At 58.2% G+C, this 21,412-nt stretch carries 16 protein-coding genes and 3 tRNA genes; 10 read left to right on the forward strand and 9 right to left on the reverse strand.

Features of this window, described 5'->3' with window-relative positions:
- Nucleotides 1–96 precede the first annotated feature (96 nt).
- The 3 genes from G7Y41_RS02760 to ilvD all read right to left on the reverse strand — a co-directional run bounded on the left by G7Y41_RS02760 (nucleotide 97) and on the right by ilvD (nucleotide 4,216).
- Nucleotides 97–633: a transcription repressor NadR gene (locus G7Y41_RS02760; RefSeq protein WP_231367354.1), complete on the reverse strand. Its 537-nt coding sequence runs from the start codon at nucleotides 631–633 to the stop codon at nucleotides 97–99.
- Nucleotides 634–694: 61 nt separating this feature from the next.
- Nucleotides 695–2,311, reverse strand: a complete 1,617-nt coding sequence (cimA, locus tag G7Y41_RS02765; RefSeq protein ID WP_165315811.1) for a citramalate synthase — start codon at nucleotides 2,309–2,311, stop codon at nucleotides 695–697.
- A gap of 33 nt (nucleotides 2,312–2,344) precedes the next feature.
- Nucleotides 2,345–4,216 carry a dihydroxy-acid dehydratase gene (ilvD, locus tag G7Y41_RS02770; protein WP_165315812.1) on the reverse strand — a complete coding sequence of 624 codons (1,872 nt, stop codon included), beginning with the start codon at nucleotides 4,214–4,216 and terminating at the stop codon, nucleotides 2,345–2,347.
- A 220-nt stretch (nucleotides 4,217–4,436) separates the two neighbouring features.
- On the opposite strand from ilvD, the gene G7Y41_RS02775 reads away from it, so the two are divergent.
- The 3 genes from G7Y41_RS02775 to lplAB are packed head-to-tail and all read left to right on the forward strand — an operon-like array spanning nucleotide 4,437 to nucleotide 6,876.
- Nucleotides 4,437–5,612 carry a PTS sugar transporter subunit IIC gene (locus tag G7Y41_RS02775; RefSeq protein ID WP_231367355.1) on the forward strand — a complete coding sequence of 392 codons (1,176 nt, stop codon included), beginning with the start codon at nucleotides 4,437–4,439 and terminating at the stop codon, nucleotides 5,610–5,612.
- A gap of 36 nt (nucleotides 5,613–5,648) precedes the next feature.
- Entirely contained in the window at nucleotides 5,649–5,822 is a 174-nt protein-coding gene (locus tag G7Y41_RS02780) for a hypothetical protein (RefSeq protein ID WP_165315813.1), read from the forward strand.
- A 4-nt stretch (nucleotides 5,823–5,826) separates the two neighbouring features.
- A complete protein-coding gene (gene lplAB / locus G7Y41_RS02785; RefSeq protein ID WP_165218618.1) occupies nucleotides 5,827–6,876 on the forward strand; it encodes a lipoate-protein ligase LplAB in 1,050 nt (349 codons plus the stop codon).
- A 113-nt stretch (nucleotides 6,877–6,989) separates the two neighbouring features.
- On the opposite strand, the gene G7Y41_RS02790 is transcribed toward lplAB, so the two are convergent.
- The 4 genes from G7Y41_RS02790 to G7Y41_RS02805 all read right to left on the reverse strand — a co-directional run bounded on the left by G7Y41_RS02790 (nucleotide 6,990) and on the right by G7Y41_RS02805 (nucleotide 11,441).
- The gene (locus tag G7Y41_RS02790; RefSeq protein WP_165315814.1) at nucleotides 6,990–7,691 is read right to left on the reverse strand and encodes a YggS family pyridoxal phosphate-dependent enzyme; all 702 of its coding nucleotides are present in this window, start codon (nucleotides 7,689–7,691) and stop codon (nucleotides 6,990–6,992) included.
- A 101-nt stretch (nucleotides 7,692–7,792) separates the two neighbouring features.
- On the reverse strand, nucleotides 7,793–8,284 hold the full coding sequence (ybaK, locus tag G7Y41_RS02795; RefSeq protein ID WP_165315815.1) for a Cys-tRNA(Pro) deacylase: 492 nt from the start codon (nucleotides 8,282–8,284) through the stop codon (nucleotides 7,793–7,795).
- A gap of 54 nt (nucleotides 8,285–8,338) precedes the next feature.
- The gene (locus G7Y41_RS02800; RefSeq protein WP_165315816.1) at nucleotides 8,339–8,728 is read right to left on the reverse strand and encodes a YccF domain-containing protein; all 390 of its coding nucleotides are present in this window, start codon (nucleotides 8,726–8,728) and stop codon (nucleotides 8,339–8,341) included.
- A 28-nt stretch (nucleotides 8,729–8,756) separates the two neighbouring features.
- Complete coding sequence (locus tag G7Y41_RS02805; RefSeq protein ID WP_165315817.1) at nucleotides 8,757–11,441, reverse strand: DEAD/DEAH box helicase; 2,685 nt, start codon at nucleotides 11,439–11,441, stop codon at nucleotides 8,757–8,759.
- 263 nt (nucleotides 11,442–11,704) lie between these two features.
- Here G7Y41_RS02805 and G7Y41_RS02810 point away from each other — a divergent pair, with 263 nt between their 5' ends.
- Both G7Y41_RS02810 and G7Y41_RS02815 read left to right on the forward strand, forming a co-directional pair.
- A complete protein-coding gene (locus G7Y41_RS02810; protein WP_165315818.1) occupies nucleotides 11,705–13,213 on the forward strand; it encodes an alanine/glycine:cation symporter family protein in 1,509 nt (502 codons plus the stop codon).
- A gap of 43 nt (nucleotides 13,214–13,256) precedes the next feature.
- Nucleotides 13,257–14,036, forward strand: coding sequence for a fumarylacetoacetate hydrolase family protein (locus G7Y41_RS02815; protein WP_165315819.1), 780 nt, complete (start codon nucleotides 13,257–13,259; stop codon nucleotides 14,034–14,036).
- Nucleotides 14,037–14,171: 135 nt separating this feature from the next.
- Here G7Y41_RS02815 and G7Y41_RS02820 read toward each other — a convergent pair whose 3' ends face one another.
- Nucleotides 14,172–15,395, reverse strand: coding sequence for a MalY/PatB family protein (locus G7Y41_RS02820; protein WP_165315820.1), 1,224 nt, complete (start codon nucleotides 15,393–15,395; stop codon nucleotides 14,172–14,174).
- 267 nt (nucleotides 15,396–15,662) lie between these two features.
- On the opposite strand from G7Y41_RS02820, the gene gltX reads away from it, so the two are divergent.
- From gltX to G7Y41_RS02845, 5 genes are all read left to right on the forward strand, one after another.
- Nucleotides 15,663–17,189 carry a glutamate--tRNA ligase gene (gene gltX, locus G7Y41_RS02825; RefSeq protein WP_165315821.1) on the forward strand — a complete coding sequence of 509 codons (1,527 nt, stop codon included), beginning with the start codon at nucleotides 15,663–15,665 and terminating at the stop codon, nucleotides 17,187–17,189.
- A 125-nt stretch (nucleotides 17,190–17,314) separates the two neighbouring features.
- A tRNA-Gln gene (locus tag G7Y41_RS02830) sits at nucleotides 17,315–17,386 on the forward strand.
- Between the two features lie 32 nt (nucleotides 17,387–17,418).
- Nucleotides 17,419–17,491: transfer RNA gene (locus G7Y41_RS02835), tRNA-Glu, on the forward strand.
- Between the two features lie 58 nt (nucleotides 17,492–17,549).
- Nucleotides 17,550–17,622 (forward strand) — tRNA-Glu (locus G7Y41_RS02840).
- Between the two features lie 507 nt (nucleotides 17,623–18,129).
- Nucleotides 18,130–19,245 carry an IS1249 family transposase gene (locus G7Y41_RS02845; RefSeq protein WP_196819463.1) on the forward strand — a complete coding sequence of 372 codons (1,116 nt, stop codon included), beginning with the start codon at nucleotides 18,130–18,132 and terminating at the stop codon, nucleotides 19,243–19,245.
- 23 nt (nucleotides 19,246–19,268) lie between these two features.
- Here the strand turns inward: G7Y41_RS02845 and G7Y41_RS02850 are convergent, their stop codons facing one another.
- A complete protein-coding gene (locus tag G7Y41_RS02850) occupies nucleotides 19,269–20,939 on the reverse strand; it encodes an ATP-binding cassette domain-containing protein (protein WP_165316399.1) in 1,671 nt (556 codons plus the stop codon).
- Between the last annotated feature and the right edge of the window lie 473 nt (nucleotides 20,940–21,412).

The following is a 21,412-nucleotide window of genomic DNA, read 5'->3' on the forward strand; positions in this document are numbered from 1 at the left end:
TGCGGGTAAAAAACGATGAGCGGTGGATAGTATCAGTCGCCATCGGCTTGGTGGGTATCGCTACCGCCGTATGGCTGGGCTGGCCAAAATAGTGAGTCAGTCGGCCTCAACATCGTCGACGTCGACGTTTGGGTCACGCAGGAATCCTTCGTTAGCTAACGCCGACTCCACGCGGTCAAGGGTCTCCTCGTCCTGGGCCTCAACCGTGTGGAAATGCCAGCCATTTGTCAGTTCGGACAGCGCGGAGGAATCCGTTAAGCGAGAAAGATAGGCGCTGAGGTTTTCCGCGGATCGAATGTCGAGGTCAGCCGTGAGTTGACCGTAGAGACGATGATCCACGGACACATCAAGGATCGCGCCGCCGGCATTGAGAATGATCTGAAGTTCCTTGGCGACCTCGTCCCTTGTATGCCGAACAAAAAAGGATCGGCGCGCCCCGCGGGGAGTGCCTGCGAGGACGTAGCCGCGATTCGTTGCCCGAATCGGATGTCCACTCGCACGAAGCAAAGCCACATCCCCAACGATGATCTGTCGGGAGACACCGAGCTGTTCCCCTAAGGACGTCGCCGAAACAGGGGTTGTCTCGTTGAGCGTGCGAACGATGAGTTCCCTACGCTGAGCCGCATCCATCATGACTCCAATCGTCACCGGTATCGCTCGAAGATGTGCTGGGGAAGATTCTCCTGCTTTGCTGTTATTCCTGGAGAAGTGGTTTGGCTCCGGAATGGAGGAGGCCCCACCAGTATGCCTCGAAAAGAGCCTCCCACGAGGCTTCGATGACGTCGGTGCCGATACCCACGGTTGACCAGGTGCGTTTTCCGTTGGACATCTCAATGAGGACGCGGATCGTCGCGTCCGTGCCTGCGCGCTCCTCGTCAATGATGCGGACCTTGAAGTCCGTCAACTCGAAATTCGCGCAGACAGGGTAGTCGCGGGTCATCACGTGGCGAAGCGCCCGGTCGAGGGCGTGGACAGGACCGTTACCCTCAGCTGTACGAATGTGACGACGATCCGTGTGAATCTTGACGGTCGCTTCTGACTGAGTAAAGGGTTCGCCCTGAACCTCGGCGATCTCCTCGGAGGTCACTTTCCACGATTCGACGCGGACAAAACGGGGAAGTCGCCCAAGTTCTTCAAGGGCAAGCAGCTCGAAGGATGCGTCGGCGGCATCGTAGGTGTATCCCTGAGCTTCACGTTCCTTGACTCTGGACGCGAGGCGGCGTGCAGCATCGGGAACTCCGCTCAGATCAATCCCCAGTTCCTCGGCTTTGAGCTCAATTGATGACTTTCCTGCCATCTCCGACACCAGCATGCGCATTCCATTACCCACGAGGGAGGGGTCAATGTGCTGATAGAGGTCGGGATCAATGCGGATCGCTGAAGCATGCAACCCCGCTTTGTGGGCGAAGGCTGACTGACCGACGTAGGGTTCACGAGCGAAAGGTGCGATGTTCACCAGCTCCGAGATGCGGTGAGACACGGAGTCCAAGGAGTGAAGCCCGTCCTCGGGGAGAACATCGTAGCCGAGCTTGAGCTGAAGATTTGCTGCGCAAGTTAAGAGATTGGCGTTGCCGGTGCGTTCACCGTATCCGTTGACCGTTCCCTGGATATGACGTGCTCCGGCCTCGACGGCGGCAATCGTATTGGCAACCGCGCACCCCGTGTCGTTGTGCGTATGAATGCCGAGGATGACGTCGGGGCAGCCGGCCTCGTCTAAGGTCTGACGGGCACGCTGGGTGACCTGGAAAATCTGGGAGGGAAGATTACCGCCGTTCGTATCGCACGGGATAACCGTGCGTGCACCGGCGTGAGCGGCCTCGCACATGACCCGCAGCCCGTAGTCGGGATCGAAGGAGAGACCGTCGAAGAAATGCTCAAGATCAACCATGACTTCCACACCCTCGGAGGTGAGGAAATCGACGGTGTCGCGGACCATCCGCAGGTTCTCGTCGAGATCGGTGCGGAGTGCGCGCGTCACATGCCGAGGGTCAGATTTGGCAACGACAGTGATGATTCGTGCCCCCGAATCCACAAGCCCGCGAAGCTGAGCATCCTCGCGGGCTGGACAGCCGGCCTTCGTTGTTGCTCCGAAAGCGACGAGCCGCGCGTGCCGGAGACTCATTGCCGAGGCTTTCTCAAAGAACACCGTGTCCTTTGGGATGGCGCCCGGCCATCCGCCCTCGATGTAGTCCACTCCGAGTTCGTCAAGAATGGGAAGGGCCGCGAGCTTGTCAGCAACGGACAGGGAAATCCCCTCCTGCTGAGCACCGTCACGCAGGGTCGTGTCATAAACCGCAACATGGTCCTTCATGATGTTCCTCGATTCCACGGATATGTGCACGGTCTAACGCAGGACGCGTGACACGTCACGTGCCGCGCCCTTAGAAGCAGACATTGCAGTGGCGGCGTACAGCTTGAGGGCGTTCGACACCTGGCGGTCGCGGTCACGCGGAGTCCACGGGTGCTCACGAGCCTCTTGCGCGGCGCGTCGACGCTCAAGTTCATCTGCGGGGACGTCAAGGTGGAGTAATCCTTCGTTGACGTCAATGATGATGCGGTCTCCGTCCTCGACAAGTCCGATGAGCCCTCCATCGGCAGCCTCGGGGGAGATGTGTCCAACGGAAATACCAGACGTACCGCCGGAGAAGCGGCCGTCGGTGATGAGTGCGCACGCCTTTCCCAGACCGCGGCCCTTAATGAACGAGGTCGGGTAAAGCATTTCCTGCATACCCGGACCGCCCGCAGGCCCCTCGTAGCGGATCACAACGACATCTCCGGTCTCAACGGTTTTGTCGAGGATCCGATCGATAGCTTCCTCCTGAGATTCCATCACGCGGGCGCGCCCCTCGAAGTGGAACAGTGACGGATCAATACCGGCGGCCTTGATGATTGCTCCCTCGGGAGCAAGGTTTCCAAAGAGCACGGTGAGGCCACCGTTTGCCGTGTAGGCGTGCTCAATATCGCGGATGCAGCCGTTGACCGGATCAAGGTCAAGGGTTTCCCACTGGTTCGACGTTGAGAACGCTTCGGTGGTCCGCACATTGCCGGGAGCCGCATGCCAGAGTGCGAGCGCCTCGTCACTCACGTTCTCGCTGCGGGGATCCCAGCTCGACAACCATTCGTTCACCGAGGAGGAATGGACGGTGTGCACGCTGTGGCGAAGAAAACCGCCACGATCAAGTTCACCGAGGATCCGGGGGATTCCGCCGGCACGATGGAAGTCCTCCATGTGGTAGTCGTTGTGGTTTGGAGCAAGTTTCGACAGGCATGGAACGCTCTGTCCGAGCGTTGCAATGTCGGACAGAGCGAAGTCGACGTTGCCTTCGTATGCGGCGGCAAGAAGATGGAGCACGGTGTTTGAGGAGCCGCCCATCGCCATGTCAAGGGTCATTGCGTTCCAGAAAGCATCCTTCGTTGCAATAGACCGGGGGAGAACGGAGTCGTCCTCGTTGCCGTAGTAACGCTGGCACAGGTCAACGATGAGGGAACCTGCGCGCTCGAACAGGCCTCGGCGAGCAACCTGGGTGGCAAGTGTTGACCCGTTGCCTGGTAGGGACAGGCCGAGAGCCTCTGTCAGACAGTTCATCGAATTCGCCGTGAACATACCCGAGCAGGAACCGCAGGTCGGGCACGCAAGTTTTTCCGTTGCCAAAAGATCAGCGTCGGAAATGTCATCGTTTGCCGTTGCATTCATCACGGTGATGAGGTTTCCGTGTCCGTCTGTGGACGGGCCAATGATCAGCGACGGATCAATGTTCTTCCCGGCCTCCATCGGGCCACCGGAGACAAACACCGCGGGGATGTTGAGACGAAGAGCAGCATTGAGCATCCCCGGAGTGATCTTGTCGCAATTGGAAATGCACACCATTGCGTCCGCGCAGTGTGCGTTGACCATGTACTCAACCGAATCGGCAATGACCTCGCGCGACGGCAGTGAATACAGCATGCCTGAGTGCCCCATCGCGATGCCGTCGTCCACGGCGATGGTATTCATTTCTTTGGCAACGCCGCCGGCTTCAACAATGGCGTCGGCAACGATCTTGCCAACATCACGCAGGTGAACATGACCGGGAACAAACTCAGTGAAGGAGTTGACAACAGCGATAATCGGCTTCCCGAAGTCTGAGTCTCCCATCCCGGTGGCGCGCCAGAGTGCGCGCGCGCCGGCCATGTTACGGCCCTGGGTTGATGTCGCCGAGCGAAGCTGAATGCTCATGAATACCCCTTCTGATGTGCTCTGAATTCAAGGGTACGAGTGCGGACCTGTCCTGTCCGTGAACGCTCAGGTGGTGGACTCTTCATGAGCGTGATCCGGTGAGTTGTGGTTGTCCGCGACATCGATGTGACATGGGCCCCTTTTCTAGGTGTCAAGACACATAGGGGCTACGGTTATGTGTCAAGACACCTGGAATTGGTTGCCACACCGAGGAGACAACATGACAGACACCGCGCTCGCTCACACGTCGAGCAACGGCGAGAAACTGAGCACAGGTGAGGTCTCGTCCTCGTTCATGGAACCGAAATCCCGCCTGAGAACAACGATGAGGATCCTTGCGCAACGAATCTTTATCGAGGGGCTGACGGGGATGGCCCACGGCCTTTTCGCAACCCTCATCATCGGGACGATTCTCGTGCAGATCGGGACTTTCATTCCCGGTGGAGTCGGAGAAACCGTCATCATGCTGGGGAAAGTCGCGCAGTCAATCACGGGGGCTGGGATTGGAATCGGTGCAGCGTATCGACTTAAATCTTCAACTTTCGTTCTGATCTCAGCGGGAGTTGCCGGCCAGATTGGGGCGCTCGCCGCCGGGCTCCTCGCCGGAACAACTCTGGTGTCCACCGACTCCGGAACGGCGCTTCAGCTCACGGGCCCCGGAGAACCCCTCGGTGCGTTCATCGCCGCTTACGTGGCCATCGAAGTTGGACGAGTGGTCAGCGGGAAAACTCCCGTCGACATTCTCGTTACGCCCCTGACCACGATCATTGCCGGTGGTGGAGTGGGGCTGCTTGTTGGCCCTCCCATCTCCAGCACCATGCGTGCGTTAGGTAACGTTGTCAACTGGGGGACTGAACGTCAGCCCTTCGTCATGGGAATCATCGTTGCCGTCATCATGGGAATCGTCCTGACTCTCCCGATTTCTTCGGCTGCCCTGGGGATCATCCTCGGGCTCTCAGGTCTGGCGGCGGGGGCAGCGACCATCGGCTGCGTGACACAGATGGTCGGTTTCGCCGCCGCGTCATTTCGTGAGAACCGCTGGTCCGGGGTGCTCGCTCAAGGGCTGGGAACGTCAATGCTTCAAGTTCCCAACATTGTGCGCCATCCGCTGATTTGGATTCCACCAACGCTTGCCTCGGCGATTCTTGGTCCGGTGTCCTCCGTTCTTCTCCACATGGAATCCAATGCCGTGGGATCTGGCATGGGGTCGGCGGGACTTGTCGGGCAGATCATGACGTGGAACGTCATGGGGGCAACAACACCGCACCTTCAGCTCGCGGTGACGATCCTGCTCTTTCACTTCGTTGCTCCTGCGCTGCTCACCCTGGGGATCAGCGAATTTATGCGCAAACAGGGGTGGATCAAGCCCGGAGATATGGCGCTGCCTCAAGCCTAACGAGGACGAGGTGCCTCCTTCTCAATCACCTGACCCATGAGTGAGTTCGTGCCCACGGGTCACGAGGACGAGGTGGCCGCAGCATCTATTCGGCGAGCAATATCCACAAGGTCTGGGGTGCCTGGTGACAATGTTTCCGGCGTGTCCGGCTCCCTGACGGTATCTGCCAAGGTCTGGGGTGCTTATTGGGACGTGCGCGTGGAAGAATGAGACCATGCATGGTGAATACAAAGTCCCCGGTGGAAAGCTCGTCGTCGTTGACCTGGAAGTCGATGCGGACGTTCTCACCGAGGTTAAGGTCTCTGGAGACTTCTTCCTAAACCCCGACTCCGCGCTTGACCGGATTAACGGCGCGATTGAGGGGGCACCGGTTTCGGCGAATTCCAAGGAACTTGCCGCACGTGTACGCAACGCGTTAGCGCCTGACGATGAACTCCTGGGGATCACCCCGGACGCGGTGGGGATTGCGGTTCGCCGTGCCCTTGGTGTGGCCCTCGACTGGTCGGACATTGATTTCGAGGTGATCCACGGGCCAACGGTTGCGCCGATTATTAATGTTGCTCTTGATGAGACCCTTGTTGAGGAAGTCGCAGCTGGGCGTCGCAAACCCTTTATGCGTCTGTGGGAATGGGAAGGCCCGCAGGTTGTTATCGGTTCTTTCCAGTCCTACGACAACGAAATCCAACAGGATGGGGTGGATCGCCACGGCATTACCGTTTCGCGTCGCGTCACCGGTGGTGGAGCGATGTTCATGGAATCTGGGAACTGCGTGACGTACTCCTTGGTGATTCCGACTGCGCTCGTCGAAGGGATGAGCTTTGAGCAGTCCTATCCATTCCTTGATCAGTGGGTGATGGAGGTTCTGGAAAAGCTCGGGATCAAAGCAAGGTACGTCCCCCTCAACGACATTGCCTCAGAGAAAGGGAAGATCGGCGGAGCCGCTCAAAAACGTTGGGCTAACGGCTATATGGTGCATCACGTGACGATGGCGTATGACATTGACGCTGAGAAGATGAACGAGGTCCTGCGTATTGGCATGGAGAAGATCCGGGACAAGGGGACGCGCAGCGCGGTGAAAAGAGTTGATCCGATGCGTTCGCAGACCGGTTTGCCTCGAGCAGCCGTCATCGAGACTTTCTATAACTACTTCAAGGAGAAATATCGCGCGACACCCGGTGAGATCACCGAACGCGACCTCGAGATTGCCCGCGAACGGTGCGAAACGAAGTTCGCGACGAAGGAATGGATCTACCGAATCCCCTGAGGTGCGATCCCAGCGGCTTAGGAAAATAGGGCGAGGAATCTGATTGGGGCTGGCGGTCCTGATCAATGCTTGTTCGAGGTTAAAGTTCGGGACCTGTACTTTCTGATTGCGTCCTACTGCGCCGGTCGGGAACCAAAAATTGCGGTACCTAAGCGAACGATCGTTGCGCCCTCGGCAATTGCCCACTCAAGGTCGCGTGACATCCCCATTGACAGTTCCAGGTCGGAGACGGGAATGTCGAGGCGCACCGACGTTGCCTCGCGGATCTTGCGCAAGTGAGTGTAGGCCTCTCGCACGGGTTTTTCGTCCGGTGAATTCAGGCCGACCGTCATGAAACCCGCGAGGGTGAGATTTACGCACGACATCACGGCGTCGACAATCGCGTCGACCTCGCCTGGGAAACATCCGTGCTTCGTGTCTTCGCCAGAGACGTTGACCTCCACATAGACGGGCAGAGGCTTGGGAGTGCGCTGATCAAGTGCAGCAACAAGTTTCAACGAATCCACCGATTCGATGAGATCAATGCATCTGAGAGCCTGGTTAATTTTATTTGTCTGGAGTGGGCCAATGAGGTGGATGCGGGCACCGGGAACACGGCGGATATCCTCGGCAGTGCCCCGGGCTTCTTGGACTCTGTTGTGCCCGAGGAGAACGGGCTGCCCGAAGGACTCAAGGGCAGCTGCTGCTTGGAAACATTCGTCGCCGGTGCGGGTTTTGACGGCGATCTCCATAGACACGTGATCACGGCGTCCAGCCGCCTGGACAGCCCCGTCTATGCGTTCATAAGCCTGCGCGATGGCCTGCGAGATTGTCATATGAAAACTCTACCCGCACCGAAATGCCTGGGGTATTCGCGCCTAGTTCAGGGCCTGAATATCGACCATGACGGGGGCGGGGTAAATTGGGGTGTTCGTGCCTAGTTCAGGGCTTGAATATCGACGACGTGGGCGTTGGTGGCCTCAACGAGGTCGAGGGGAGAAAGTTCGACCGAAAGCCCTCGCCTTCCGCCAGAGACGAGCATCGTCTCGTGATCGAGACAGGATTCGTCAATGAAAACCCGATGCTCGGTTGTCTGGCCCAACGGTGAGATCCCGCCAACAACATAGCCGGTCCGACGCTCCGCCACGCGCGGGTCCGCCATGTCCGCGCTTTTTGCTCCGGCAGCTTTCGCGATGAGTTTGAGTGACAGATGCGAGGACACGGGGACAATACCGACCACGTATTCGCCCGAGTTGAGACGTACAAGCAGCGTCTTAAATGCCATTGCCGGATCAACACCCAGTTTTTCAACGGTTTCTTCTCCGAAGGTCCGTGCCCTGGGCGAGTGTTCGTATTCATAGACAGTGAATGGGATATTCGCCGACGTCAGTGCTTCGATTGCCCGGGTTGGACCGGCCCCTTTCTTCATGTGCGTCCTTTCGTGTTTCGGCAAGCTCCCGCCTGATTCTCACAGGATCACCTGTCAGATGATCGGTGCTTGCGAATCGCTGATTACGCTCTTTCCGAAGGGGAAACAGGTCACGGGAATAAGTTTGAGGTTCGCGATGGCCAAAGGAATCCCAATAATCGTGATCGCCTGGAAGAAAGCGGTGGTGACGTGGCTGATTGCGAGCCACAATCCGGCCACAAAGAACCACACGAGATTCATCAGGCAGGAACCCGCACCGGCGCCGGGCATGTCAACGACCCGACGGCCAAATGGCCACAGGACATATCCGGCGATTCGCCAGCAGGCAACTGCGGCAGGAATCGTGATGATGAAAATGCAGGCAAAGAGACCGACAATCATGTAGGCCAACCACAGCCAAATTCCACCGAAAAGCAACCAGATGATGTTGAGCAGCGTACGCATGATCGTCTCTTTTCTTCCGTTGATGAATCTACCGGGGAGCAACCGTGAGCATCTGGATCACCGCGGCGTGACGGTCGTTCGATGCAGCGACATCCACGAGTGCGCTCATGCGCCAGTCGAGGGCGTCATCGGAATCAACAATTGTCTGGGTGACCAGCCAGTATGACCCCTCGGGAGCCTCGTCGACGACGTCCGCCTGACCGGTGTCTGCCCCTTCGAGGAGGACATCCTCACGGCTTGGATGTTCGTTGATGCTCACATAGCGTGCGGAACGTGCTTCCTGGTCCGTTCGGATCCATTCATGTTCCGCCCAGAAACGCGCGAGCGTATGATCCCAGCGGTCCAGCGTCCACTCAGATCCGTTGTCGATCCGTGCGAGGCCTTCGACATCGTCACGGCTCATGAGTTCGATTCGACGGAACATCGAATTGCGGATCGCCGTGCGGAAAGCATGACGATTCGCGCTGAAAGCGACGTTTCCTTCCTCATCGGCGCCAAAGGCACGTTCGTCCCCCGTTGCGTCGGTGGGCTCAGTGAGGGCACGTCCTTGCGCGAGTGCTTCCCATTCATCCAGCAGCGACGAGTCCACGGAACGAATCAGCGCGGCAAGCCACTCAATGATCGCCGTGACCTCATCGGTCATCACCGAGTCGGGGAGGATTTGACGCAGCGCCCGGTAGGTGTCTGTCAGATAGCGCAGAATCACACCTTCGGAACGGCCAACGTCGTAGCGGGAAACCAGTTCGGTAAAGGTCATGGCGTTCTCGATCATTTCGCGAACGACGGATTTAGGGGAAATCTCCAGGTCCATCGCCCACGGATTCGATTGCGTATAGGTTGAAAACGCCGATTCCAGGAGGTCAGCCAGGGGCATTGGCCACGTCACAGACTCCAAGGCCTCCATGCGTTCGTCGTAGTCCATGCCTTCAGCTTTCATTGAGGCAATGGCTTCACCGCGGGCCGCATTCTGCTGGGCAAAGAGCAGAGGTCTGGGGGCTTCGATCACAGATTCGACAACGGAAACAACATCGAGGCTGAAGTCTGGGGACTGGGGGTCAAGGAGCTCCAACGCCGCCAAAGCGAATGGGGAGAGTGGTTGGTTGAGGGCGAAGTCATCAGGAAGATCTGTTGCCGCTCTCAGGCGTGGGAGGCCATCGGCTGCCGCACGTGCCTGCGACACGTGTTCGACGACGCCGGCGCGCCGCATCGATGAGTAGATCTCTCCGAGCCTGCGCAGATGGGGGTTTGCTGGCTTAGGTGGATCGTCGTTCATTGTTGCAAGATCAACAAGGTGGGCACCGGGGTCGCGTCCGGCTTCTTGGGCGCCAGCCAAAACGTTAAGCACCATCGAGTGAGTGAGAGAGAACTGAGAGTCCAACTGTTCGGGAGCAGCGCCGACGAGTCGATCAAAGGTAGAGCGCGTCCACGAGATCTTCCCATCCGGTGAACTCTTACGTTTCTTCGCACCCTTTTTCTTCAATCGCTTCAGCTCCCGCTCGTCACGTGCCTGCTCCTGCGCGGCGGTGAGTCGAGCGCGTTCACGTGAAGCCTCGACCTCGTGTGGCGGGGCAAGAACACGAACGAAACCGACAGTATCGAATCCGGCCCGTCCCGCTCGGCCGGCAATCTGATGGAACTCACGCGCGCTGATATGGCGCATCTTGTCTCCGTCAAACTTCACGAGTGACGTGATGAGCACGGTACGGATCGGGACATTGATGCCGACACCCAAAGTGTCGGTCCCACAGACGATGGGAAGAAGCCCCTGCTGCGTCAGTCTCTCAACGAGGCGACGATACCTCGGCAACATCCCCGCATGGTGAACACCGATCCCCTGGGACAAGAGGTGGCGTAGCTGCTGTCCGAAGCCTTTCCCAAAGCTCACGGTCTTGAGCTCCTGGGCGATTGTTTCCTTCTGCTGCGCTGTGATCAGCGTGCGCCGATCAAAAGAATGTGCGGTTTCAACCGCGTCTCGTTGAGCAAAATGCACGATATAGATCGGCCAGCGTTCCTCAGCAAGCAGTCGCTCAACCGTGTCATCAGCTCGGTCAACAACGTACTCAAATTCAAGGGGAACCGGACGCTCGGCATTGTCAACAAGAGCGACATCGCGACCGGTGCGCTGCTTCCACTGAGCCTGAAAACGGGAGGTGTCACCAAGGGTTGCCGACATGGCGATGAACTGGGGTTTCGTCAGTTCAAGAAGCGGAACCTGCCAGGCCCAGCCGCGCTGCGGATCCCCATAAAAATGGAATTCGTCAATGATCACCATGTCGGTGTCAAGAGTGGGTCCGTCACGCAGCGACTGGTTGGCGAGGATCTCCGCTGTGCAGCAGATGATCGGCGCGTCCGCGTTCAGCGAGACATCCCCGGTGACCATGCCGACGTTGTCAGCGCCAAATAGGGAAACCAGATCGAAGAACTTTTCCGACACCAACGCCTTCAGAGGCGCGGTGTAGAAAGACCGCCCGCCATGCGCCATCGACACAAAGTGTGCGGCCAGCGCGATCATTGACTTGCCCGACCCCGTTGGTGTTGCAGCGATGACGTGGTTTCCCGCAAGGATTTCAAGCAGAGCCTCGTCCTGATGGGGATAGAGGGGTTTCCCAGCCTCGCGTGCCCACGAAGTGAACGCCTCATACAGGGCGTCCTCATTATCGAGGACGCCCGAATCTTCGAGATCGTCGAGGAGTTCATTCAGTGGAGCACTCATACAGTCATTGTTTCACGGGCAACCGGCAACTGCGTCCTCGGTCACCATCCGTCAGTCGGACGGGCAGTTTCGACCGAGCACGAGGTCTGCTGACCTCAATCATCGTGACTGGGCTGGTGACCTAGTGTCACGAGGCCGAGGCCCAATTTTATAAGGGCGTACACCCTCGCCTGAGCTGGTGATTTCTTGAAGCCCGTCACGTGGTGGATAGGTCAGACACAACGGAGATGACATATGGCATGCTGAGTCGGTCACATCACCACATGAAGGGAATAAGAACAGTGGAAGCGCTCGCCGATGGCATCCTCCAAGTAGCAGACTGGGTGACCCTCCATATCACTGTCTGGGTTCTCCTCGGCGCAGGCCTCTATCTGACGATCTGCTCTGGAGCCGTCCAGATTCGCTTCTTCCCCCGCATGGTCAAAACGGTTTTGTCGTCGCGCAAGGGAGCCGAGGGCGGGATCTCCTCCTTCCAAGCTTTCGCGATCTCCCTAGCCGCACGCGTGGGAATCGGCAACGTTTTCGGCGTTGCCGCAGCTCTCCTCATGGGTGGACCTGGCGCTGTGTTCTGGATGTGGGTCGTTGCCCTCGTCGGAATGGCAACGGCGTTCTTCGAGGCCACTTTGGCGCAGGTTTTCAAGGTCCGCGCCAACGACGGAACTTTCCGCGGAGGCCCGGCCTTTTACATTGCCCGTGGAATGAAGAGCCGCGTCATGGCGAAGGTCTTCGCCGTGATCACCGTTGTCACCTGTGGTTTCGTCATCACCTCTGTTCAGTCAAACGCGGTGGCGTCCACGCTCACGTCGGTCTTCGGCGAAGCAGCTAACCAACCGATCCCCGGCTTCGGTGAGATTTCCGCTGCCGACCTGACGGTTGCCGGTCTGATCTTCGTGTTCACTGCGATGGTGATTTTTGGCGGAATCCGCCAGGTCGCCCGCGTCACCGAATGGATGGCTCCGATCATGGCGATCATCTATGTCGTCATGGTGTTCATCATCTGCGTCCTCAACGCAGGACGTTTCGGTGAAGTCGTCGGTCAAATCTTCTCTTCAGCCTTCGCCCCGCAGCCCCTGGTTGGTGGCCTAGGCGGCGGCATTCTCGCCGCCGTCATCAACGGAACGAAACGCGGCCTCTTCTCCAACGAGGCCGGTCAGGGAACAGCCCCGAACGCTGCGGCCACTGCCACGGTTGCTCACCCCGTGAGCCAAGGTTTCATTCAATCCCTCGGTGTCTTCGTTGACACGATCATCGTGTGCACGACAACGGCTTTCGTCATCCTGATTGCCGGTCCGGAAGTTTGGGGTGGCGAGGACGTCAACCCTGCGAACCTGACAACGCTTGCCGTGGCACATGAGTTGGGGACGTGGACCGTTGTTCCTATGGCAATCCTCATCTTCGTTCTGGCGTTCTCGTCGATCATCGCAGCGTATGTGTACTCCGATACGAATATGACGTTCCTCACGGGGCAAAAGACCTGGTCAACGTGGTCAATCCGCGTGCTCTCGGTCCTTTCTGCAACGGCCGGTGCCGTCCTCTCCCTCGATCTCGTGTGGAACGCCGTCGATATTGCGATGGCCGTCATGACAGTGACGAACCTCGTCGCCCTCGTGTGGCTCTCGAAATGGGGAATCGGGGCGCTGCGTGACTACGTCGCTCAGCGACGTGATGGCATTGAGGAACCGGTCTTTGTTGGTCAAGACAACGCCTTCCTTCCCGGAGATGTTCCCGGCGACGTGTGGGCGAAGCATTCAGCCGACGACCACCGGGAATAGTGGACGTGCACCAAATGCAGGTGGGAAGCAATACTCTTGGACTATGAGAATTGTTCGCTTTTCCGATGGAGATACTCCTCGCTACGGTGCCCTGGATGACGACTCGAACCGAATCGTCGTTCTCAAAGGTGATCCGCTGTTCAACCCTGTCGAACCAGATGGTCGCATCGTCGAACTCGATGAAGTGCGCCTGCTGTCCCCGGTGATTCCCCGGTCGAAAGTTGTGGGTATCGGCAAGAACTACGCTGACCACGCGCGTGAAATGGGTGGGGAAGCCCCGGCTCGCCCCGTCATCTTCCTCAAACCCAACACGTCGGTCATCGGCCCAGACGATCCGATTGCGCGTCCGAGCTGGTCATCGGAGGTTCATTACGAGGGCGAGCTCGCGGTAATCATCAAGTCGCTGGCCAAAGACGTTCCGCTTGACCGCGTGGACGATGTCATCTTGGGATACACGTGCGCCAACGACGTGACCGCACGCGACGCGCAGCGCAACGACGGTCAGTGGACACGCGCGAAGGGATTCGACACATCGTGCCCCCTTGGGCCGTGGATCATTGTTGACCCCGAACTCGACGTCAACAACCTGCACATCGAGACACGCGTCAACGGTGAAATCAAACAATCGGATTCCACTGCCTCAATGATCACCCCGGTCAAAGAACTCGTTGCGTACGTATCGACGATCTTCACCCTGCTCCCAGGTGACATCATCATCACGGGGACGCCCGCCGGAATCGGCCCGATCGACGCCGGGCAGCGAGTTGAGGTGGAGATCGAAGGTATCGGCACCTTGTCCAACCCCGTTGTCAACGCCTCGTAAACTCTCGATCGGCTCAGAACTCTCAGCGGCCCGCTCGTCCTCGTTCCTTAAACTTGCGGCGCGAAAGCGTCGTCAGGAACGAGGACGGACACGGTCTCGCCGCACGCTGAGAGCTCCCGTTTGGTGGCGCGGAGCTCACAGCAAAGAGAGCGCCCCGTCGATGATCGTGCGTGCAACATCGGGGGAGCACGCCAGATTGATCCGTGCCCACTGCGCGTAGTCGGCACCCAAGGACAGGCCGGCATTGACACCGATCCCCGGGCCCTCTCGCAGTGCCTTCGCCGGAGAAAGCCCACCTAAGTCAACGCCGTCGAAACCCCACCACGTGAGGTATGTGCCCTGGGGACGAACATAATCGATTGGTGTTCCCGCAGTTGCTTTCTCGGCGTCGTCGGCATTCGAGCGGATGATGTCAATCACCTCTCGTTGCCAGGCATCTGCCGAGGTGTAGGCCGCAATCGCTCCGAGAGTGCCGATGACATTCGCACCGTGGGCAACTTCGGACCCGAATGTATCCCACTTCTCCCGCAGCGCTGCGTCGGGCAAGATGACCTGCGCGGAGGGGAGTCCCGCGATGTTCCACCCTTTTGAGGCGGCTGTTGCCGTGACCGTGTGGGCGGCAAATGTCGGGCTAAGACGTGCGTAGGACGTGAATGTCACCGTGGGATCGATGATGAGAGGAGAGTGGATTTCGTCGGAAAAAACGAGCGCATCGTACTGACTGACGAGGTGGCCCAGAGCTTCAAGTTCATCCCTGGACAGCACACGACCCGTCGGGTTCCACGGGTTGCACAGGATCACCAGTCCGGCTCCGGCTTCGAGGCCGCGTCGGATCCCGTCGAGGTCAAGAATCCACTCTTTGGGAGAAACAGACGCTGCGTAGGGGAGGGTCGCCTCGTCCTCGTCCCCCGAAGTAGAGATTGAGGGGGTGCGCAGGGAAGGAACCTCAATGACGGGATGATCCAAAGCCCCGGGGATCGTCAGGAAAGGCATGTATGCGGGAGTGGGAACGATGATGGGCGCTCCTGGGCGCACACAGCGTCTGATTGTTTCTTTGAGCGCGGGCAAAACCGAGGCGACCAGACGCACGTCCGAGGGGGCGATATCCCAGCCGAAACGTTGCGCCTGGAACGATGCTGTTGCTTCCTGAATTGCGCCTTCAAGCCAGGGAGGCTGATATCCCAGGAGCCCATTGTCAATCGCGTCCTTCATGACCTTCGAGACCTCCGGCGCGGTGCCGAAATCCATTTCTGCAACCCATGCGCCAATTGTTGGATCGCCGTTTGACCGGGTGATTCCCGTCCACTTGAGGGAACCGGTGTCGCGTAGCTGCTGGGGAGTAAAGGTCTGGACGCTCATTGTTGTCCCTTTCGCTAGAACCGTGAATCCGCTGTGTCTAGCCTATTGTCGCGGATGAGAAAAAGACGGGGGAGATCAATCGTTGGGAGAATGCAACGACTTTGGGATCAGGGCGGCGTTCGGGGAGGGATCGGCGCGATGTGTGTTGTGCCGCCGCGCTCGCACTTGTTGCGGTGGCGTCATGTGGGGCGATGATGAGTCGGGGCAATGACCAGCGTCACCGCCCATCGCAAGCACGGGGAAGAACAGAGTAGAATCGGCTTCATTATGAGTGAAACGACTGCCACCGGAGCCGACGTGCGCGTCCGCTTCTGCCCTTCGCCCACCGGAACCCCCCACGTCGGCATGGTTCGCACCTGCCTGTTTAACTGGGCCTACGCCCGGCACACCGGAGGCACGTTCGTCTTTCGGATCGAAGACACAGATGCCGCACGCGACTCCCAGGAATCCTTCGACCAAATCATCGATTCCCTGGGCTGGCTGGGGCTCGACTGGGATGAGGGCGTGAACAAGGGAGGACCGCACGGCCCTTACCGTCAGTCCGAACGTATGGATATTTACCGTGACGTTGCGGCTAAGCTCCTTGAAGCGGGATATGCCTACGAGTCTTATTCAACTCCGGAGGAAATCGAAGCTCGCCATCGCGCCAAGGGTGAGGACCCGAAGCTGGGCTATGACGGGTTTGACCGCGACCTCACCGCCGAACAGATCGCAGCGTTCGTGGAGGAAGGACGCACACCTGTTCTGCGGATCCGGATGCCCGATGAGGACATCACATTCACCGACCTGATCCGCGGGGAGATCACCTTCAAGGCAGGTTCTGTTCCCGACTACGTCATTGTCCGCGCCAACGGTGATCCGCTGTACACGCTGGTCAACCCCGTTGACGATGCGCTCATGGAAATTACCCACGTTCTGCGCGGTGAGGACCTGCTGTCATCCACTCCCCGCCAAATTGTTCTCTACCGTGCGCTTGAGGCGATCGGCGTTGCGAAGTTCATGCCGCGTTTTGGGCACCTTCCCTACGTGATGGGTGAGGGCAACAAGAAACTCTCCAAGCGTGACCCCGAGTCGAATCTCCTCTTGCATCGCGAGGCCGGGATGATTCCCGAGGGCCTGAATAACTACCTTGCTTTGCTCGGCTGGTCGATCGCTCCAGATCGCGACATCTTCTCGATGACAGAGATGGTTGACGCTTTCGATATTTCACAGGTCAATCCGAACCCTGCGCGTTTCGACCAAAAGAAAGCTATCGCGATTAACGCCGAACATATCCGCATGCTTGAACCCTCGGACTTCCGTTCGCGTCTCGTGCCTTTCCTGCATCGCGACGGCGTGGTTTCCGCCGACACCTACGAGGGAATGAACGAGGACGAGCGCGCAATTCTCGATGTTGCGGCTCCTTTGGCGCAGACCCGGATGCAGATGCTTGGCGAAGCGGGCAACCTCATGCGTTTCCTCTTCATTGAGCCGGAGGCCATTGAATACAACGAAAAAGCTGTGTCGAAACTCAAGGAGTCGGCTCCCGATGTCCTACGTGCCGCTGCGGACGTAATCGCGGGTCTTGACGATGCACAGATGGTGCCAGAGACGATCAAGGCCGCGCTTGATCGCGTCCTCGTTGAGCAGATGGGTGTGAAGCCGCGTCTGGCCTTCGGTCCTCTTTTTGTTGCGATGACCGGAACGAATGTGTCGCTTCCAGTGGTTGATTCAATGGCGCTTCTGGGTAAAGACCAGGTTGCTGCCCGAATCGCTCGGCTCCTTGAACATTTAGGGAATTCAGCGCTTTCCTGATGGCTGCGGGTTTTTCCGCGCTGAAGGTGAGGGGTTCCACTTGGCTCAGATTTGCTGTTCGGTAGCTGCCTGCGCTAGTGTTTTCTTTCGTCGCCGCGGCTCACTGAGCTGATGGTGATGCCCATTGGGGTATGGTGTAATTGGCAACACAGCTGATTCTGGTTCAGCCATTCTAGGTTCGAGTCCTGGTACCCCAGCGGTCGATGAGCCTTCGGCTCATCTCGATCAAGCCCCCATCGTCTAGTGGCCTAGGACGACGCCCTCTCACGGCGTTAACGCCGGTTCAAATCCGACTGGGGGTACGGATCGACGGAAAGAATCCACGCCAGGAATGGAGTGGGTGAATAACTGAAGATCAAGGCCCCCATCGTCTAGTGGCCTAGGACGACGCCCTCTCACGGCGTTAACGCCGGTTCAAATCCGACTGGGGGTACAAAAATCTCGCAGCACCGGTTTTGAGTGACTGCGAGATTTTCTTTGTCTCCCCGAGACTTCGTGGCCCATAAGCCCATAAGCCTAAGCCCCATAAGCCGGCTTAAACGACATGAATTGGTGGTTTGGCCCCGGTTTTTCGCTGTAGTTTCCGGGGCTAGAGCCGCACATGCAGGCGTCGTGCGTGTCCACAGTCATCCCGGATCTGAGGGAGGACATGGCAATCGGAGTCGTCCTCGTCTCCAGAATCCCACGTGCGGATCAGCCACTGATCGTGGGAAGCAACGACCAGGGTGCCCGGCCACGTCAAAAGCGCGCTTTCGGGGTTAGCGGACTTTTCGTGTTGGTTTTTGGGTTGTTTTTCGTTGGTATGGCGGGGGAAAGTCGGTGTTGAAGTTGGTGGTTTCCAACTTGCGTCGCGGACATTTTGTGTTGGTCGGTGGGTGTGTTTTGGTTGTGGTTGCAGTGAATAGTTGGCGTTGAAGTTGTTTTTTCTGATCGTTGAGGAATGAATATTCCTCGATGTGAAGTTTGTGGTCTTGTGATGACGCGGTATGGGTACACGTCTCGTGGAACTCAACGGTGGAGGTGTCGCGCGTGCGGCGTGTCACGGGTGGGGCGCATTGATAACACCGCGAAGCTTCTTGAGCGGTTTTTGAAGTGGCTGACATCGGGTGAACTTCAAAAGAACATGCCAGGGGCGGGACGAACGTTTAGGCGTAAGAACGAACGCTTGTGGCAGTTATGGCCTTTTTGTCCCGTCGTTGACGAAGTCCACCCAGTCGTCTTCGTTGACGGCCTGCATTTGGGCCGTCAAGCGGTCGTGTTGATTGCCTGCACCAACGAACACGTGCTGGGCTGGTATGTGGCTCGTAGTGAGAACTCCAGGGCGTGGGGTGCGCTTATGAGCCGCATCGCCCCACCCGATGTGGTTGTCACTGACGGCAGTGGTGGTTTTGAGAAAGCTCGCCGCCAACATTGGCCCGACACTAGTGTCCAACGATGTGTCTTTCATGTATTCATGAACCTGACCACAGCCACCACACGCCATCCACGCCTACCAGCCTCTCAAGAGCTTCGCCAGCTCGCCCTAGCGCTGTTGAAAGCTAAAACACCCCAATCGGCACGCCAATGGATCCGCGACTACATGGACTGGCTTCGCCGCTGGGAGGCATTCCTTGCCCAACGCACCGCAACCCCCAATGGAACCCTCGAATACACCCATGCGCGCCTGGTTAAAGCCCGAAACTCCACCAACAAAATCCTCGCAGACAAACGCTTATTCACCTTCCTTGACGACGAATGGGACATCACCATGCCATCAACCAATAACCGCATCGAAGGAGCCATCAACGCACCCCTACGCCAAATGCTGCGCGATCACAGAGGCATGAGCCTAACCCGACGCATCAAAGCGATCTTCTGGTGGTGCTACATGCACAGCCCAAACCCGCTACCACCAGCACAACTCCTCAAAACCTTCCCCACTGACAGCGACATCGAAAACACCTACCACCACGCCAGACAACACCACCAAACCGCCACATCAATCCCCCAATGGGGCGACGCAATCGTCTGGGCAGAAATCCACCACACCACCCCATACACAAATCGATGGGACTAAAGCCCCAACACAACAATTGAAACCTAAACTACCAACACATTTTGTCCGCTAACCCCGCTTTCGAGTGATTCGATGGCATCGACATCGAGATAGTTTGTGGGCTCATCAATGAGGAGGATCGGTGCCCCGAGGGTGGCGGCGAGGGCGAGCTGGACGCGCCGCTGATTGCCATCGGAGAGCTCACCGATCGATGTTGTCCAGAACTTTGGGTGAAGGAATCCTTTGCCGCGTTCCCCGACACCGCGATCCCATAGGCCATCGGAGACGAGGAAGTCAGTTGGATGAGGGAGACGCTGGGGAACGTAGGCTGCACCGGGTGCAACGACAACCAGGCCCGAGGCATCGGGCGTCAGTACAGCTCCGGGCGTGTGGGAAGCCGCATCAAGCCATGCGAGCACCGTTGATTTTCCACACCCATTGGGCCCGGTAAGGAGGACGTGTTCGCCAGCACGGGCCTCAAAGGATACCGGTTTGAGGCGCCCCGGAATGCTTGCGTCGCGAACTGAGAGGGCAATCGTCCCGCTTGTGAGAATGTGACCTGCCCGCGCCAGCGGCGACACTGTACCCGAAGCTGGAATCCTCATGTTGAGTTCGTCGTAGCGTGGCTTACGCACCTCAGTGGCGTGAAGACGTTCGAGACGAATCGCGTCGTTATTTATCCGACGGGTTGATCCCGTTTGTGCCCGATCCGCGTAGAACTTCTGCGCCATGCGAATCTCAGTACGGGGCGTGAAATGTGCGTGGCCAACGACCTGGGATTTTTCCACGTGCTCTGTGAGGGCCCCTTTGCGCTGGCGCTGAGCTTCATGCAGGGCGACATGTTGCGCGCGGGCCTCATTCTTAGCTGCGTGGTAGTGCGCATAGGAGGCCGGCGACTGGTAGATTCCGCCGATCGCCTCACTGCTCTGTGCGGTGGCAAGAGCCTCCCACGGGGTGACGTCAAGGTCAAGGATTCCTGTTGCGACGCGTTCGATGAAGTCGCGGTCGTGGCTGGTGAATAGCACTGACCCCTCCCAGTCGATGAGCGTGCGGATAAGGAATTCTCGCGCGTCGTCGTCCAGGTGATTTGTTGGCTCATCGAGGATGAGCACGTCCTCATGGGTAACGAGGGTGAGTGCCAGTTCGAGCCGAGCTTCCTGACCGGGCGATAGCGTGTTCAACGGACGCGAATGTTCCACGTGTTGCAATCCCATACCCGCGATCACCTCGTCAATGCGGGCATCCAGTCCCCACACATTTAGCGTGGTCATGCGTGTGAGCAGGTCGTCATACTCTCTTACTGCGTCCCCAGCGTGATTGACAAGGACGGCGCTGACCTCCTCGAAGCGTTGCTCAAGGGCGCGCAGAGGTGCGACTGCGTAGCTGATGCGCTCAGCAATGGTTGTTGTTGGTAACCGGGTGGGTGGAGCATCGAGTAGTGTGCGTGTTCCACTGCTCGCTGACGTGTGAAGACTGCCGGGCTCTCGGTGGCTGTGAAGGTGGGAGTCGATGGCAGGAGAGGAGGACTCTGCTTCGATAGTTCCCGAAAGGGGAGTGAGTTCTCCCCGGGCTAGTCGCAGGAGGGTTGTCTTGCCGCTGCCATTTGGCCCGATGAGGGCCAGGCGCTGACCGGTTTGGCAGGTGAAGGATATGTCCGTGAGGACGTCGACCGACGGATAGGAGAAGGAAACGTGAGAAAAATGCAGGGAAGACATGAGAAACCTCTAAGTGTGGTGCGCTGATGCGCAGAACTGACGGAGGTGCTCCCGGTGGCGTGGACGCTCTCATGAGGAACGCGCAACGTTGAGCCGAAGAAACTCAGGGAACACAGAGGAGGTCTCTCAAAGGGTCATGGCTTGAGTATAGGTAGAGGATCGTGGGCGTGCATTCGGGTTGAGTGACACGCTGGCGAACAGCACCGTGTCAATTGCTGTTCTTCCCGCAAAATGTACAGTGAAATCTGTACGAAGGAGGAGTATGAAAATGCCCGGTGATACCGAATCGCGTGCAAAATCTGCTCAGGTCCTTGATGACGTGATCAATAATCGCGAGCAAGCCGTGATGACACGTGCAGGTCATGAGCCTGTGGTCAGTGTCCCTTGAGGAATATGAATCTCTTCGTGAGACCGCCTACCTCTTGCGGTCGCCGAGGAACACTCGGAGGCTGTTGGACTCCATTGATCGTCTT

Origin of the sequence: Schaalia sp. ZJ405, assembly GCF_011038885.2 — a bacterium.
Taxonomy (GTDB): Bacteria; Actinomycetota; Actinomycetes; order Actinomycetales; family Actinomycetaceae; genus Pauljensenia.

Excerpts from the sequence above, each read along its gene's own strand:
- G7Y41_RS02760 (WP_231367354.1), bottom strand. The coding sequence starts at position 633 with ATGATGGATGCGGCTCAGCGTAGGGAACTCATCGTTCGCACGCTCAAC.
- lplAB (WP_165218618.1), top strand. The coding sequence starts at position 5,827 with ATGCATGGTGAATACAAAGTCCCCGGTGGAAAGCTCGTCGTCGTTGAC.
- ybaK (WP_165315815.1), bottom strand. The coding sequence starts at position 8,284 with ATGAAGAAAGGGGCCGGTCCAACCCGGGCAATCGAAGCACTGACGTCG.
- G7Y41_RS02780 (WP_165315813.1), top strand. The coding sequence starts at position 5,649 with ATGAGTGAGTTCGTGCCCACGGGTCACGAGGACGAGGTGGCCGCAGCA.
- ilvD (WP_165315812.1), bottom strand. The coding sequence starts at position 4,216 with ATGAGCATTCAGCTTCGCTCGGCGACATCAACCCAGGGCCGTAACATG.
- G7Y41_RS02775 (WP_231367355.1), top strand. The coding sequence starts at position 4,437 with ATGACAGACACCGCGCTCGCTCACACGTCGAGCAACGGCGAGAAACTG.
- G7Y41_RS02845 (WP_196819463.1), top strand. The coding sequence starts at position 18,130 with ATGAATATTCCTCGATGTGAAGTTTGTGGTCTTGTGATGACGCGGTAT.
- G7Y41_RS02820 (WP_165315820.1), bottom strand. The coding sequence starts at position 15,395 with ATGAGCGTCCAGACCTTTACTCCCCAGCAGCTACGCGACACCGGTTCC.
- G7Y41_RS02805 (WP_165315817.1), bottom strand. The coding sequence starts at position 11,441 with ATGAGTGCTCCACTGAATGAACTCCTCGACGATCTCGAAGATTCGGGC.
- gltX (WP_165315821.1), top strand. The coding sequence starts at position 15,663 with ATGAGTGAAACGACTGCCACCGGAGCCGACGTGCGCGTCCGCTTCTGC.
- G7Y41_RS02850 (WP_165316399.1), bottom strand. The coding sequence starts at position 20,939 with ATGTCTTCCCTGCATTTTTCTCACGTTTCCTTCTCCTATCCGTCGGTC.
- G7Y41_RS02815 (WP_165315819.1), top strand. The coding sequence starts at position 13,257 with ATGAGAATTGTTCGCTTTTCCGATGGAGATACTCCTCGCTACGGTGCC.
- G7Y41_RS02790 (WP_165315814.1), bottom strand. The coding sequence starts at position 7,691 with ATGACAATCTCGCAGGCCATCGCGCAGGCTTATGAACGCATAGACGGG.
- G7Y41_RS02810 (WP_165315818.1), top strand. The coding sequence starts at position 11,705 with ATGAAGGGAATAAGAACAGTGGAAGCGCTCGCCGATGGCATCCTCCAA.
- cimA (WP_165315811.1), bottom strand. The coding sequence starts at position 2,311 with ATGAAGGACCATGTTGCGGTTTATGACACGACCCTGCGTGACGGTGCT.
- G7Y41_RS02800 (WP_165315816.1), bottom strand. The coding sequence starts at position 8,728 with ATGCGTACGCTGCTCAACATCATCTGGTTGCTTTTCGGTGGAATTTGG.